General features: G+C 33.0%; 17 protein-coding genes and 3 pseudogenes. All 20 read left to right on the plus strand.

All coding sequences use genetic code 11. The features are described from left to right. Positions 1-539: 539 nt before the first annotated feature. The 20 genes and pseudogenes from AB5123_RS12530 (at position 540) to AB5123_RS12625 (ending at position 13174) form a co-directional block, all read left to right on the plus strand. On the plus strand, positions 540-1586 hold the full coding sequence (locus AB5123_RS12530) for a Fic family protein (RefSeq protein ID WP_337811926.1): 1047 nt from the start codon (positions 540-542) through the stop codon (positions 1584-1586). Between the two features lie 88 nt (positions 1587-1674). Further along, positions 1675-2388: pseudogene (locus tag AB5123_RS12535) on the plus strand (polymorphic toxin-type HINT domain-containing protein); the annotation flags it as partial. Next, the gene (locus AB5123_RS12540; RefSeq protein ID WP_117865552.1) at positions 2385-2930 is read left to right on the plus strand and encodes a suppressor of fused domain protein; all 546 of its coding nucleotides are present in this window, start codon (positions 2385-2387) and stop codon (positions 2928-2930) included. The pseudogene AB5123_RS12535 and the gene AB5123_RS12540, both read left to right, overlap by 4 nt. Positions 2931-2934: 4 nt before the next feature. Then, the gene (locus AB5123_RS12545) at positions 2935-3585 is read left to right on the plus strand and encodes a polymorphic toxin-type HINT domain-containing protein (protein WP_368364899.1); all 651 of its coding nucleotides are present in this window, start codon (positions 2935-2937) and stop codon (positions 3583-3585) included. Between the two features lie 2 nt (positions 3586-3587). After that, complete coding sequence (locus AB5123_RS12550) at positions 3588-4055, plus strand: hypothetical protein (RefSeq protein WP_117925367.1); 468 nt, start codon at positions 3588-3590, stop codon at positions 4053-4055. Between the two features lie 61 nt (positions 4056-4116). Further along, positions 4117-4731 (plus strand): annotated as a pseudogene (locus AB5123_RS12555) (polymorphic toxin-type HINT domain-containing protein); the annotation flags it as partial. A 20-nt stretch (positions 4732-4751) separates the two neighbouring features. Beyond that, complete coding sequence (locus tag AB5123_RS12560) at positions 4752-5135, plus strand: Imm1 family immunity protein (RefSeq protein ID WP_117859650.1); 384 nt, start codon at positions 4752-4754, stop codon at positions 5133-5135. An 8-nt stretch (positions 5136-5143) separates the two neighbouring features. Next, a pseudogene (locus AB5123_RS12565) lies at positions 5144-5599 on the plus strand (hypothetical protein); the annotation flags it as partial. A 14-nt stretch (positions 5600-5613) separates the two neighbouring features. After that, positions 5614-6141 (plus strand): T6SS immunity protein Tdi1 domain-containing protein, encoded by a 528-nt coding sequence (locus tag AB5123_RS12570; protein ID WP_302839470.1) that lies wholly within the window; start codon positions 5614-5616, stop codon positions 6139-6141. Between the two features lie 180 nt (positions 6142-6321). Then, on the plus strand, positions 6322-7029 hold the full coding sequence (locus AB5123_RS12575) for a hypothetical protein (RefSeq protein ID WP_337812471.1): 708 nt from the start codon (positions 6322-6324) through the stop codon (positions 7027-7029). After that, the gene (locus AB5123_RS12580) at positions 7010-7507 is read left to right on the plus strand and encodes a hypothetical protein (RefSeq protein WP_038671389.1); all 498 of its coding nucleotides are present in this window, start codon (positions 7010-7012) and stop codon (positions 7505-7507) included. Before AB5123_RS12575 ends, AB5123_RS12580 begins: the two co-directional genes overlap by 20 nt. Positions 7508-7613: 106 nt before the next feature. Next, entirely contained in the window at positions 7614-8216 is a 603-nt protein-coding gene (locus AB5123_RS12585; protein ID WP_330019017.1) for a hypothetical protein, read from the plus strand. Between the two features lie 28 nt (positions 8217-8244). After that, the gene (locus AB5123_RS12590; RefSeq protein ID WP_330019018.1) at positions 8245-9126 is read left to right on the plus strand and encodes a hypothetical protein; all 882 of its coding nucleotides are present in this window, start codon (positions 8245-8247) and stop codon (positions 9124-9126) included. A 23-nt stretch (positions 9127-9149) separates the two neighbouring features. Beyond that, positions 9150-9329 (plus strand): hypothetical protein, encoded by a 180-nt coding sequence (locus tag AB5123_RS12595; protein ID WP_368364898.1) that lies wholly within the window; start codon positions 9150-9152, stop codon positions 9327-9329. 417 nt (positions 9330-9746) lie between these two features. After that, positions 9747-10007 (plus strand): hypothetical protein, encoded by a 261-nt coding sequence (locus tag AB5123_RS12600; RefSeq protein ID WP_347504237.1) that lies wholly within the window; start codon positions 9747-9749, stop codon positions 10005-10007. A gap of 46 nt (positions 10008-10053) precedes the next feature. Next, positions 10054-10506 (plus strand): hypothetical protein, encoded by a 453-nt coding sequence (locus tag AB5123_RS12605; protein WP_347512795.1) that lies wholly within the window; start codon positions 10054-10056, stop codon positions 10504-10506. A gap of 405 nt (positions 10507-10911) precedes the next feature. Then, entirely contained in the window at positions 10912-11085 is a 174-nt protein-coding gene (locus AB5123_RS12610; RefSeq protein ID WP_181983850.1) for a hypothetical protein, read from the plus strand. Between the two features lie 84 nt (positions 11086-11169). Continuing rightward, complete coding sequence (locus AB5123_RS12615; RefSeq protein ID WP_195249917.1) at positions 11170-11418, plus strand: hypothetical protein; 249 nt, start codon at positions 11170-11172, stop codon at positions 11416-11418. Positions 11419-11421: 3 nt separating this feature from the next. After that, on the plus strand, positions 11422-11976 hold the full coding sequence (locus tag AB5123_RS12620) for a hypothetical protein (protein ID WP_337812639.1): 555 nt from the start codon (positions 11422-11424) through the stop codon (positions 11974-11976). A 292-nt stretch (positions 11977-12268) separates the two neighbouring features. Next, positions 12269-13174 carry a DUF5104 domain-containing protein gene (locus AB5123_RS12625; protein WP_337812638.1) on the plus strand — a complete coding sequence of 302 codons (906 nt, stop codon included), beginning with the start codon at positions 12269-12271 and terminating at the stop codon, positions 13172-13174. The last annotated feature ends 150 nt before the right edge of the window (positions 13175-13324 follow it).

Consider the following 13324-nt stretch of genomic DNA (forward strand, 5'->3'; position numbering starts at 1 on the left):
TGTGTGATATATTAAAACCCGTGGGCTTCCATATCGAGGAAATCCACGGGCTTTGTTGCGCTTTTTTTACAGCGCCTTATTTTTGTTTATGCTATTCCTTCTTGCAAAGATACCCGTCATCATCATATTTCTTAGCTATATGCTGTGCAGCTTGCCAATCGCCCCATTTGTCTACAGCCTTATCCCAAATTGTCATATATTACAACATGTTTTCTGAAAAAGTTTACATTTATCAACATAGAAGTTGAAATAGCCATATAAATTTATCAAATTCCATTAGCATCTATCACTGATAGGTGCTTTTTTTCATAACCAAAACAAGAAATGTGTGGAACAATTTATGATATAAAATTACGAATATGCTCCCCAATGCTATAGATACCATAAGAGTCGAGAAATCGGCTCTTTTATACAGTAGAGGGATACTGTTGGATATATTCCATTATTTCACACATAATATTAAGGACAAATTTGCTTATTCTATTGACATTTCCCTTATTTTATGATATAGTTTAAGGGAAAATAATGGAGGTAAGGAAATGAGAAGTTTTAATTACTCTGCTTTTAAAGAACAAAAGTGGGATTCTGGTATTCTCGGACTTATAGCGGCCATATACAAAGAGGCTGGAAAACAGGAACAGTATCTGAAACAGCGTCCGCAAGAGATGGAGAAGCTTGTTGAGATAGCAAAAATTCAAAGTACCGAAGCTTCAAATGCGATAGAGGGTATCGTAACAACAAGCACGAGGATCAAACAGTTGGTCGAAGAAAAGACTACTCCTCGAAATCGTGACGAGCAGGAGATCGCAGGGTATAGAGACGTGCTGAACGTTATACACGAAAGCTTTGACGCTATTCCGATAACTCAGAACTATATTCTGCAGATTCACAAAATGCTTTATAGTCATATGAACAATCCGCTTGCTGGCAGAACAAAAAGCGTGCAGAATTATATCAGTGCGGCTTACCCCGATGGACATACAGAAATACTGTTTACTCCGCTCGCACCATATGAAACATCTGAGGCACTTGACAGGATATGTGAAGAGTACAATCGTGTTATCGGTAATTTGGAGGTTGAGCCGCTTATAATTATCACTATATTTATCCACGATTTTCTCTGTATACACCCTTTTAATGACGGCAACGGAAGAATGAGCCGTCTGCTTACCACTCTTCTGCTGTATCAGAATGGCTTTTACATTGGCAAATATATATCGCTCGAGGCAAAGATCTCTAAGAACAAAGATCTGTATTACAGTGCTATGAGTCAGTCGCAGACGGGCTGGCACGAGGGCAAAGAGGATGCTTTGCCATTTATAAAGTACATTTTAGGCACGATACTTGCATCGTATAAAGATTTTGAAGAGCGTATCTCGCTTGTTCAAGAAAAACTGCCTGCACTTGAGATGGTCAGAATGGCAAGCAAAAGCAAAATAGGACGATTTAACAAGCAGGATATAAGGGAACTCTGTCCTACTCTCAGTGACAGTTCTATCGAAGGTGCACTAAGAAAACTTGTTGCCGCAGGAGAACTAAAAAAAGAGGGCAAGGGAAAGAGCACCTGCTATTTCAGATTAAATTAGATTAGAAGATGTTCTACACATCGCATGACTAGGTTTTGGCGGACTTGGAGCGGCAGGTGAGTTTTTAGGTAATGCCAAGGCGGTTAGTTTGCTTGCCATAGAAAAGATAAAGTCAGGAGATAAAGTCATTTCAACAGACCCTGAAACAATGGAAACTTCTCCGAAAACTGTTCTTGAAACCTACATAAGAGAGGTAACAACGCTTGTTCATCTCACTGTGAACGGTGAAGAAATCGTTACAACTGTTGACCACCCGTTTTATGTAAAAAATCAAGGCTTTATCAAAGCAGGAGAACTAATAGTTGGTGATGAACTTCTTGATGTAAACGGAAATGTTCTTTTAGTTGAAAATTTTGACGTTGAGTTGACAGACAAACCTGTCAAGGTGTATAATTTTCAGGTAGAAGATTTTCATACATATCACGTTAGTGGTTTTAGCGTGTTGGTACATAATGCAAGTGATTTATATGCAAGGGGATCATTTAGACGCAGTGCAAGACAAAAAGCAGAAAGTGAGGCACCAAGAAACTCTAACGGAAAAATGAAATGCCCAACTTGTGGAAAAGAAATACCTGATAAAATAACAATAAATACCAAGAATGGTCCGGTTGATAGAATAGGTTATGACCTTGATCATTATCCAGAGACTTGGGCTGAGAGAAAGGTAAAATTACAATCATTAGAAACAACTCCTACAAGAACAGAAGTTTTAGACTGTTATAATTCAGATTTGAGAGTTCAGTGTCATGAATGCAATATAAAACATATATTTGAAGGAGTGAAAGGAGATTTTGCTGAATGAGTTTAGGTGAAAGTATACTTGACCATTATGAATTGTTTTTAGGAAAATATATAGGTGTAGATAAATATACAAGCGGCGAATACGTTATACAAATTTTGGGATTTGACAGAACGTTTAAAGATTGTTTAACATTCGCATCTTTGGGACTGTCAAATTATTCGAATTTAATTAATAATTCATGTGAAGTAATTATGCCAGTAGATGATGATTATGATAATTGTGCTGTTGTATTTGCGAATGCTTTATTTTATGTTCTTCAACAACAAATGGATTTTGGCAGAGGTACAATAATTGAAGGTCTAGATAACATAATTGCAGATTTTTCAAAAAGGCATAATAAAACAGCGATTTATTTTACGGAATCATATGTTTTACCAGAAGAATTTTCAAAAATTGAAGATCACTTAAAAATGTATATAGCGTTTTTTATTTCAGAAAAAGAACTTGAATTTATTCATAACTATGGTTGCGAAGAATTTGAAAATTTACTAGAAAGTTCAAAAGCTGATATAATAAATCTTAACAGGGAATCTATAGTGTGAAAAAATCGCTGAGAAAACAGTTGTTGAAACTTACATAAGAGAAGATTCTAAGCTTATTCATTTGGTGATCAACAGCGAAGAGATCATAACGACTGAAACCCACCCGTTCTTTGTAAAAAATCAAGGCTTTATCAAAGCAGGAGAACTTGCAATCGGTGATGAATTGCTTGACTCAAACAAAAACATTCTTTTGGTTGAAAATTTTGATGTCGAATTGACAGGCAAGCCTGTTACGGTGTATAATTTTCAGGTGGAGGATTTCCATACTTATTATGCTGGCGGATTAGGCGTGTTGGTGCATAATGCAAGTAATGAATATAAAACAAAGACTGTCCGTACCGCCAAGGGAGAAGAAAAAATTCCCATTGTTGATAAACCAGGCTCTCCTTCTTGGAAACAAGCAGTTAAAGAATTAAGATCTGCTAGAAAAAAAGGAAACAATTATATTGCTTCAAATAGACAGCAAGCGGAACAACTTATAAATGAAGCAATGCCTGATTTGCCTAAAGCAGAAACATATGCAACAAATGCACCAAAATCTAATTATCAAATTCACCCTATTGATAATGAATATAACATGCCACATATTTGTTATCATGATTGGGCAAAGGGAAAACATAATGGCTCTGCAGGACATATATTTTGGGAGGAATAGATATGGATATAAAAGAATTTAAATATGCTTGGAGATATACAAGCGAAAATTATGCGCTATTCTCTCCAAAGCAGCTATCAGAAATGAATGTTGTTAATGAAAACAAAGCAGTTGAAATTTGGAATAGTATATGCGATAATGAAATACTTCAAAAAAGTTCATATGTTCAAATGATGATTGATCATAAACTGACTGTTTTCATAGGTGACTGTGGTTGGGGCGATGAATCAATGGAGAGAGTAACTCAACAAAAATTAATGAGTTTATTCGAAAAAAGTATTTCAGACAAAGTAACATTGTTATATGATCATACTTCAGCAATAAGCATTACAGCATCTATTTTTTGTGAAAAATGGTCGGATTTTTGTTATCCTTCAGATGTGCTTCTTATTGTAAATAACAATATTGTTCTATTGTATTATGAAGATACATTATACGGACCTTTAGAATCCTTTGAAAATATAATATAATTACTATTTACAGAACATTTTTATCAACGATTTTGCAGGTACACCGATTTGAACTGTAAGTGTACTTGCTTCAACTGAAACGCACCCGTTTTATGTACAATGTAGAGGGTTTGTTGAGGCTGGTAAGCTGCTTGTTGGCGATAAACTCCTTGATGTAAACGGAAATGTTCTTTTGGTTGAAAATTTTGATGTCGAGTTGATAGATGAGCCTGTTACGGTGTATAATTTTCAGGTAGAGGATTTCCATACTTATCATGTTGGCAAGTGTAGACTGCTTGTACATAATGCAAATTGTAATCAAGAAAAGCCTGTGCTTCCAAAATATGATGGAAAAACAACAGAGGGCGTTATGGTAACTCCAGATGGAAAGCAAATTTCTTTTAAATCAGGAAATAGTTCGACACCTTCATATCCTCAATATAAAGCACAATCAGCAAGTCATGTTGAAGGAAAAGCTGCTTTATACATGAGAGAAAATGGTATAAATGAAGCAACTGTATTTCATAATAACCCTAATGGAACTTGTGGATTCTGCGATAGACAAGTTCCAGCTCTACTTCCAAAAGGCGCTAAATTAACCGTGGTACCTCCAAGTAATTCGGTTGCAAATAATGTTCGTGCTATCCCAGTTCCAAAGACATACATTGGAAATAGCACTGTTCCGAAAATCAAATAAGAAAGGAATAAGGTAATCAAATGAAAATAAAACATTTTGGAGGAATTGAATATGCAAATAATATTTCTGAATTTTCAGAAATATTACAAAAAAAATATGGTGATGGTGTCAACGAGTTTTGGATTACTAATAATACTCAAGAGAATCCTTGCTTAGTGGTATTAGTAAACAAAGAAATGGCGAATCTCACCTATTTTCCAGACGAGGAGTCACTCGGTTTTCAGTCAGTTGGTTGCCAGACAAATCAGAAAAATGACTATTGTATTTTTTATACTAATACGCCTGAAGAAGAGATTGAAATCAGAAGAGATTCAATTATCTCAGTAGATAAAGCTTTCGAGGCAGCCAAAAAATTTTTTTATAAACGTGAAATGCCAGATAATATTGAATGGACTGAAAATTAAAGGTTTATAGTTTTGAGGTAGAGGATTTCCATACTTATCATGTTGGCGAAAATGGAGTTTGGGTTCATAATTCGAATTGTAAGCTGATAAAAAATGATGACGGCACATATGATGCAGAGCTATCATATAAAGAGGATTGGACACCAGGGCAACGAGCAGAAGCTGATGCAAAATGTAAAGCGTTATCTAAAGCTGATACAGCAAAAACGATTCCAGAACGTGGTAGCACATCCGCTTCAAAAAAATACAAGAATGAGTATGGAGAAAATTCAGTTTTAAAGACACAAGATGTCGATCACACTATTGATTTACAACTTGGTGGAATAGATGATATCCATAATATGAACCCATTAGATAAAAGTGTAAATCGAAGTTTAGGAAGCCAGATAGCATATTTAATAAAAAATTTGGATTATGGGACAGTTTTAAGAAATTTTAAAATGGTAGATCAAAAAAATTTATAAGGTGGTAAAAAGAGATGTTTGAGAAATTTTATGATTTTGTAGGTGTTGAAAACAAAAATAATGTGACCGATATGTCTGGATTTATGGACATTTATGGCGGAGAAACATTTTTGAATGGTTTGTATCGTATACACAACAAAAATGATGTAAAAAAGTGGAATGAGATACTCAAGAGAGCTTTCCCTAAATTCAAAAATGGCATACAGGTATTCGGATATGATTGGTTAGGCAGAAATTTTGCACTGGATACGCAAAGAGATATAGTCTTGATATTTGAACCAGGTACAGGAGAGATTCTTAACACTGGGGAAAACTTTGTGAATTTCCATGATAGTGAGATACCGCAATATCATGACGCTTGCTTGGCGTCTGAGTTCTTCAATGAATGGTTTGAGGCAAATGGCAATTTTGTTTTGCCTCACAATAAATGTGTGGGTTACAAAGTACCACTATTCCTCAATGGGGAAGATGACATAGAAAATCTTGAAGTATCCGATATGGAAGTATATTGGGAAATAATGATGCCATTAATGAATCTTTAATCAATATTGGCATATTTGATATCAATTTACGGAGGTGATAAAATGCCCACAAACCAAGAAAAAGTTTCACAGCTTTTAGATACTATTAGGAGTTGTAGTAAAATACAACTGTATAAACTCTGACTATTATTGAGAGCAATGACGATTTTTACGACGAGTACTACTACATGAAGCCCGAATGTGAAAAAAGCGGTTGGGAGAAATTCAAAGACGGTTGCAAAAAAAGTCGGCGAGTGGTGCAAGAATCATGGGAAAGAGTTGGTTATAGGTGCTATATGTATTGTTATTGGTGCTGTTTTAACCGTATTGACAGGTGGCTCATTTTTAGCAGCACTTGGTATAGGATTTAAGGCAGCTGCAATGGCAGGGTTTATATCTGGTGGGATTAGTGTGATGAGTTCACTGATAGTTTCGATTTTCAGTGGAGATAGTTTTAAAACGATTTTGGGAAAAGTGTTAAGATCATTTGTAGATGGTTTCGCTAGTGGATTTATGTGGGGTGGAATTTTTGCTGGTGGTGCGCAGACAATATCTGCAATATTAAAATTTTCTAGAAGCGGTACATTGATATTTGGCGGTGAACAACTGCAATTATTCAAGCCAAATAATTTCTCAGGTAAAACTTTGGGTAAAATAAAAATATGGTCTCCAAACGGACTTAATAACCCTAATTCTGGTGGAACATTATTTAAAATTGAAAAAACTTTCAGATTGGATTTTGAGGCTGGAAAACAACTTTTTCATATGCATATTACATATAATTTATACAATAGTATGCCTAATTTCATGAAATCCATGAAATGGATATTTGATCCCGCTAAACGTGATGTACATGTTAGATTGACTTCAATATTAGGAGGAGTAATAGGTGTTACGCAGAAAGAATGATCAAAAGAAAAAAGTGAAACAAGCATTTATAGATGGTGATGTTTCTACAAAGTTATTAACAAAAATAATTAAGCTAGCACCATCTTTTTTCTTTCTTGAAATTTGCGATATTTGCAAGAATGATGAATTAACAAAAATTATTACTAATTCTAAGCAAACATATGCATCATTGATAACTAAAAACGAAAATACCGATATTGTTATTGTAGCAAATAATGACTTTTTTAATATATCTGTCAATTTATTGTTTAAAAGCTTATGTGAAACTATAGTTATATATTTTCCTTTTGAAAATATTACGTTTCAACAATTTCTTTATAATTGTGAACCGTACTCAAACAATCCGCAAAAATCAGCTATTATAAAAGGTCTATGTTATATGATCTGTACATGGGTAACAAATGAAAATAGATTATATTTTCATTTTGATAATTTTAAGGGTATAGAAACGTTTGAAAAAATTAAAACGTTAATTTGAAACAATTATATAAATTTAATTTTTACCACAAATTCATTAAGAAAAATTGAATCTTTTGAATAACATTAATGAATACATTTCCGATGTTGTGACTATTGACTAAAATGTGGCTGATGCTATTGATTTTGCAATTGCTCTAAATGTGCAACATGGTTCTAATTATGAGAATATTGAATTACATTTTGGATTCTCACGAGAAGAGGGAAATCTTTTTAATGGGGAAAATTCTCCAACTGTTGAAGAGTTTAAAAGGAGAGCAAATGAATTGGGTTCGGAGGTTATGAAAGATTTTGTTCACGAGGCATTACAGTATGTTGAATTTAACGATAATTTAGACATTGTGGATTTTGCTAATGGAAGTACTGATAGAATGATATCCTATAGTGGAGATATTATTTCGACAAGGTATGACGATCAGGATTTTTTATCTGATATTGATCCGAATAATATACAGTATAACTTTGAGAACAGTAACAGTAATTTTCTGAAAGTTCAACAGGAATATAATAAGGCTGTAATGGATGGCATAATCGATCCTAAATCGGAGTTCATATTAAATAATGGTGGTATTGATCAAATTCGCAATAATATAAATTACGATGTTAAATCTACTTTGGGTGCTTATATTGATGGTGAACTTGTAGGAGAAAAAAAGAAGAGAGCAGATAAATATAAACAGCATATTGATGCCTTTATAACATTTTTGTAAGATTAACTTAATGAGGGATTTGTTTATAATGAAACATAAAACCATATTTTCTACGATGATAATTATTACTTGTATTCTTATAATATTTTTGGCTATTGTAATAGGTTTCGGAATATGGTTCTTAAACAGTGATAATGAAACAGAAGCTGATTTACAGTGGAAACGAAAAACCATTAACGACTGTATTAATCAAACAAGTCAGAATTATGATGAGATACGTGAGTTGGTTTGTGATCCGGGTTCTGATGTTGCACTTTTGGGACACGATTATGATTTGCTCAGCAAATTAACGAATCTTGAAACAATTACTATTGTCGGAATCAGTGACGCTTCAGATGCACAGAACTTTTTTGAAGAGTTAACTAAACTAAAAAAATTAACTTCTGTTAATATTGTAAATTCACCTATTGGTTCAATAAGAAAGCTGGCAGATATCAGAAGTCTATCAAGCTTATGCATTAGATCAAATCCTTATGGGGGTGCTCGTTTTAAAATTGACGATATTGACTTGCTCGGAACAGAGGGAAGCTTCAAGAATTTAAAATCGTTGGAATTATACGATGTTCAAATTGAAACCTTACCGGATTTATCTGAATTAACGGAATTGAAATCACTTTCAATTTCAGGAGCTGATTTTACCAAGCTGGATGATGAAAGTGTTAATTGGGAGAATATTGTATCTCTCAATATAAATTCTACGAATATACACTCAATTGATAAAGAAATTATAAATAAACTTTATAATCTAAAAGCTTTAGATGTTTCTTATTGTAATATTACAGACATAAGCTTTGTGCTAAACTTACCAAAATTAGAAGAGTTCTCATATTTAGGGCATGATACTTATGGAATTGATTTGAAATGCTTAAATGAACATCCAAATTATGATGAAGCTTGGATGAAAGATTAAAAAGTTTAATAGAAGATAATGTTATGAAAGTAATATCAATTGAATATTCAACTCCGTTGAAGAATTGTAACATAAAAAATGATAATATTGATGTTTTTGTCAAACTGGAAAACGGAAATAAATATTGCATTACTGTTGCAACAATCGATTGGATAAGCAATCATGTGGGAGAAAGGCATTTACCAAGCGGATCACCTGATTAATAGTTAAAGAATTACAAAATCAGTTGATTGAAGATGCTGTTAAAGAATACTCAGGGGATGACGCATACTGGCTGCGGGTATTCAGTATGTCTTATGGGGATGAAGTTCCTGATTGATATAAACTTAAAACTTTATGATAATCAATATCAATCTTAGAAATAATCAATCGTGATAAAATATTTAATTATGCTTTAACTTTTATTCAAATGTTTTGAAGATAATGATGCTCAAGAAGGATCAGAAGTAAATGCTTTTCGACACACTTTTTGGATTTCAATTATAACAAATAAGTGGGGAGAGAATATAGGCTTACAAGCTGGTAATGCTCATGAAAAAAATCAAAACGTTATTCATGAAATCAAAGATATATACTCGCGTAAGTTTAAAACTTTAAGTGATGCTGATCAAGCAGTTGATTTGTTAAACAATGTTATTGGACGGGAAATTGGAAAAATAACATCAATTGATAGTAAATCCAAAGATATAGCAAAAAAAGTATTAGATTACTATTATACAAATGGATTAAATATTGTGAAGGAAACTGATGATGGACATTATGTGATTGTAAAAGAACGACTTTCATACGAACGATACAAAGATGATTTAATCATATTGCAAACACTTGATGAAAACGGATTTCCACCAGATAATAAATATTATAATAAAAAAGGTGATTGAATTGGTCAAGAAATATATTAAAGTAATTTTGATTGGAGTATTGTGTATGGGAGTTATACTGAGCATTTTTTCAATAATAAATTATCGTCATTCAAAATCGTTAAAGGATAAAATTATAAAAAAATGTAATGATGATACCGAGATTATTATACATATGTCTGATTTTACTGGCTTTGAATGGGATAAGTGTATTGTATATGGACCGTCAACGCAAACGAAAGATATATGTGATGCATTTGATATAAATTATAATACATATCTCGATTTAAATTATGGGATTATTTTCCTCAATAATAACAATGTTACTTATGAAGAATTTTTCAAAGTCTCAGATTATGATTTTACAAATAAAATTCCAGAATTTATTATTTATCCATATGGACAAAACGAAAGTACGCAAGTAAAATATGCAAGTTTTGAAAAGAATGAAGCGGAATTTAAATGTATAAAGAAACATTCTGATAATGGCTATTATTATAGGCTTTACCCTATTAATTAAGGCGACATCGCACAAAGATTTTGGGTTACACTTGATTTTAAATAAGAGCATAAAGTGGTAACAAATGATCCAACGGCAACAACGGATGTATGTTGGTGAGCAGAATGGTATGCATTTTTGAAAAACAATTAATGTGAGATGGAATATTTATTATTTGAAATACTGTATCGAGGTTTAAACTATGAGAAGATGCGAACCACTAAACACATAAAAAGCAAACAGATAATTGAACTTAGAAAACATATGGCACTATTGAAAATGGTTTTGCACCTTGTCAATGCTATATACTATAAATTAGGAAATGATTATTGCAAAGCAATAAAAAAATAACATTACATCAATAATAAAAAATGATCCTGAATATGCCGTAAAATATTATCACCCTTTATTAATGATAATGCTGATTTGAAATCACTGAAATCAAAAGTGCTTTCCATAGATGAAAGCATATGTGATGTTGATGATGTTATCAGCTCAATAAAATCATCAACGCAGACCCAAGAGGACAAAATTAAATCACTTGAGTCATTGAAAGAAAATATTAGTGAATACATTTCCGATGTTGTGACTATTGACTAAAATGCGGCTGATGCTATCAATAAAAGCAAGAATGATTTTTATGATAAATATGAATACTTAAAACCGGATATTGAAAAAAGCTGGTTGGAAGAAAAAGTAGATAACGCTTGCGAGTGGTGCAAGGAGCATTGGAAAGAGATTCTCATCACAGTAACAATTGTAATAGGAGCAGTATTAGCTATAGCAATGGTAACAAGTGTTTCAAAGCTAGCTAATTTTGGAACTAGCAATCAATTATTAATTAACATTCCAAGAACTTTTGAATTTATATCAGGTTTATCAGGTCTATTTTCATTAAATGGAAGCATCATCAATTGGTTAAAGGAGAAGTGATAATTGAAAATGCATATGGAATTTGTAACAGTAGGCAAAGCAAGTAGCGATAAAATTCATGTAAAATATAATGATAAAATAGCAACATTTCATGGAGAAATAGGAATAGATTATTTTTTGGTGCTTGCTAATAAAATAGAGTGGTATCCAAATAAAAAAGCAACAATTAATGAAAAAATAGAATTGATGACTATAGCAAACAAAACCTTTTTGGGTGAGAAACGGTTGTATTTTATAGCAGATGATGCAATATGGTTTGATTGGAAAGGTTCTCCTTTAATTGTTATAGAAAATAATATTATAAAATCAATAAAAATATCATGTGTTTGTGAAGTACTAGCTGAAGTTGATGCGTTTAACGATATTTCCGATTTTTGTTATCTAAAAAAATATATTGCTGAATTAAAAAAAGCAAAGAAACTTTGTAAAAAACACTCCATTAATAAGTATGATGGTTATGGACATAAAAAATTTTATTATAAGTGTACAAAATGTAGAAGTGTTTGGGCTTTAACAGAACCTGACGGCAATTTTAACGGAAGATTGGAAAAACTATAGGTTTATAGCTTTAGACACGATAAAATATATGATCAATTATATTTCCAATCAAAAGTGTGGAATTGAAAAAATAAGCAGTAAAATAGCGGAATATATTTTACGTTTTGATAGTGCTGATAAGAGTAAGTACGTTTTTTTAAGATAAGTATGAATACTTAAAAACCGGATATTGAGGATGGAGAATGGCGAGATTATGTATGAGGCTTTCAGAGATGCGACTGACGGAACTGCAGGGTGGTCATTCTCAGATGAGACTTACATAGCAACATTAGACTGGAAGGAGAAATAATAAATGAAAAAAGTCATCAGCCTTATTTCGAGCTTAGCATTGGTGATATCTCTGAGTAGTTGTGCCATTAAAGAAAAGCTTATCATAAACGGTGTTGAGTATAAATACAACGATCAGTTCTACGCAGATACGGCAGATCAATTATTGACATACATAGACGATGGGGATAAAGACGGCGTAAAATCCTTACTGTGTAACGGTCTGAAAAATTCAGATGGTATTGACGCTGATATACAAGCGCTGATTGATGGATTTGAAGGCGATATAATTCGCACGACAGAGTATGAAAAGGATACTGTGAGCGCCAGTTCTTCAGGAAAAAATTATACCAGTGCTTTTCTTTCCAGATCATTTTATATTATCACGGATAAGCAAAAATACGGGGTATATATAGCAGTTTGCCCCATCGATGAAAAGCATGATGATGGGGAAGATCTGGTCGGCGTTTATAACATATCCATAAATACTTTGGATTATGAGTCCGGTGATATCGAGTGTAATACTGCCAATACTATTGAAATTGCAGACCATAACTGCTGCGTTGCTTCCGGTTATGGCGACAGCAGCAGTTATATAGTGGCTCAGACGGGCAATAAGTACGAAGTTATAGATATTTACAGGATAATCAATCCTCAAAGTATTGTAAAATATAATGATATAACCGCATGGAACAGCAGAGATTTTCTGAGCTTTAAGGAAAAATTCGGCGCTCCGTATGCCGAATCTCTTGACAATGACAAGGAACATGTTTTAGCCGATGTATATATGTATGAAATTTCAGATAGCAATAAATATGCGATCGTGGCTGTTGGCAGAGATGACGGCTCGATCAATGCGCTGTCTGTTAAGGATATAGACAGCCGTTGGAGCGAAGATAATGAATATGAATATATTTTAGAGAATGAATAGATTAATGGCAAGGAATTAAATAACAAATTAGTAGCGAAATAATCGGAACAAAATTCAAGTACACGGTATTAACTGACCCGCCCCCTGTCAAGTAGACAGCGCAAAAAACAAAAATATTCTATGTTGTGACTAAAAGCAGTCTGTGCAATT

The organism is Ruminococcus sp. RTP21204st1_B2_RTP21204_210225, assembly GCF_040914135.1.
Classification (GTDB): domain Bacteria; phylum Bacillota; class Clostridia; order Oscillospirales; family Ruminococcaceae; genus Hominimerdicola; species Hominimerdicola aceti.

Bases quoted from the DNA above. Each gene is read 5' to 3' on its own strand.
- AB5123_RS12590 (WP_330019018.1), top strand. From the start codon at position 8,245: ATGAAACATAAAACCATATTTTCTACGATGATAATTATTACTTGTATT.
- AB5123_RS12540 (WP_117865552.1), top strand. From the start codon at position 2,385: ATGAGTTTAGGTGAAAGTATACTTGACCATTATGAATTGTTTTTAGGA.
- AB5123_RS12530 (WP_337811926.1), top strand. From the start codon at position 540: ATGAGAAGTTTTAATTACTCTGCTTTTAAAGAACAAAAGTGGGATTCT.
- AB5123_RS12550 (WP_117925367.1), top strand. From the start codon at position 3,588: ATGGATATAAAAGAATTTAAATATGCTTGGAGATATACAAGCGAAAAT.
- AB5123_RS12605 (WP_347512795.1), top strand. From the start codon at position 10,054: ATGGGAGTTATACTGAGCATTTTTTCAATAATAAATTATCGTCATTCA.
- AB5123_RS12595 (WP_368364898.1), top strand. From the start codon at position 9,150: ATGAAAGTAATATCAATTGAATATTCAACTCCGTTGAAGAATTGTAAC.
- AB5123_RS12570 (WP_302839470.1), top strand. From the start codon at position 5,614: ATGTTTGAGAAATTTTATGATTTTGTAGGTGTTGAAAACAAAAATAAT.
- AB5123_RS12625 (WP_337812638.1), top strand. From the start codon at position 12,269: ATGAAAAAAGTCATCAGCCTTATTTCGAGCTTAGCATTGGTGATATCT.
- AB5123_RS12560 (WP_117859650.1), top strand. From the start codon at position 4,752: ATGAAAATAAAACATTTTGGAGGAATTGAATATGCAAATAATATTTCT.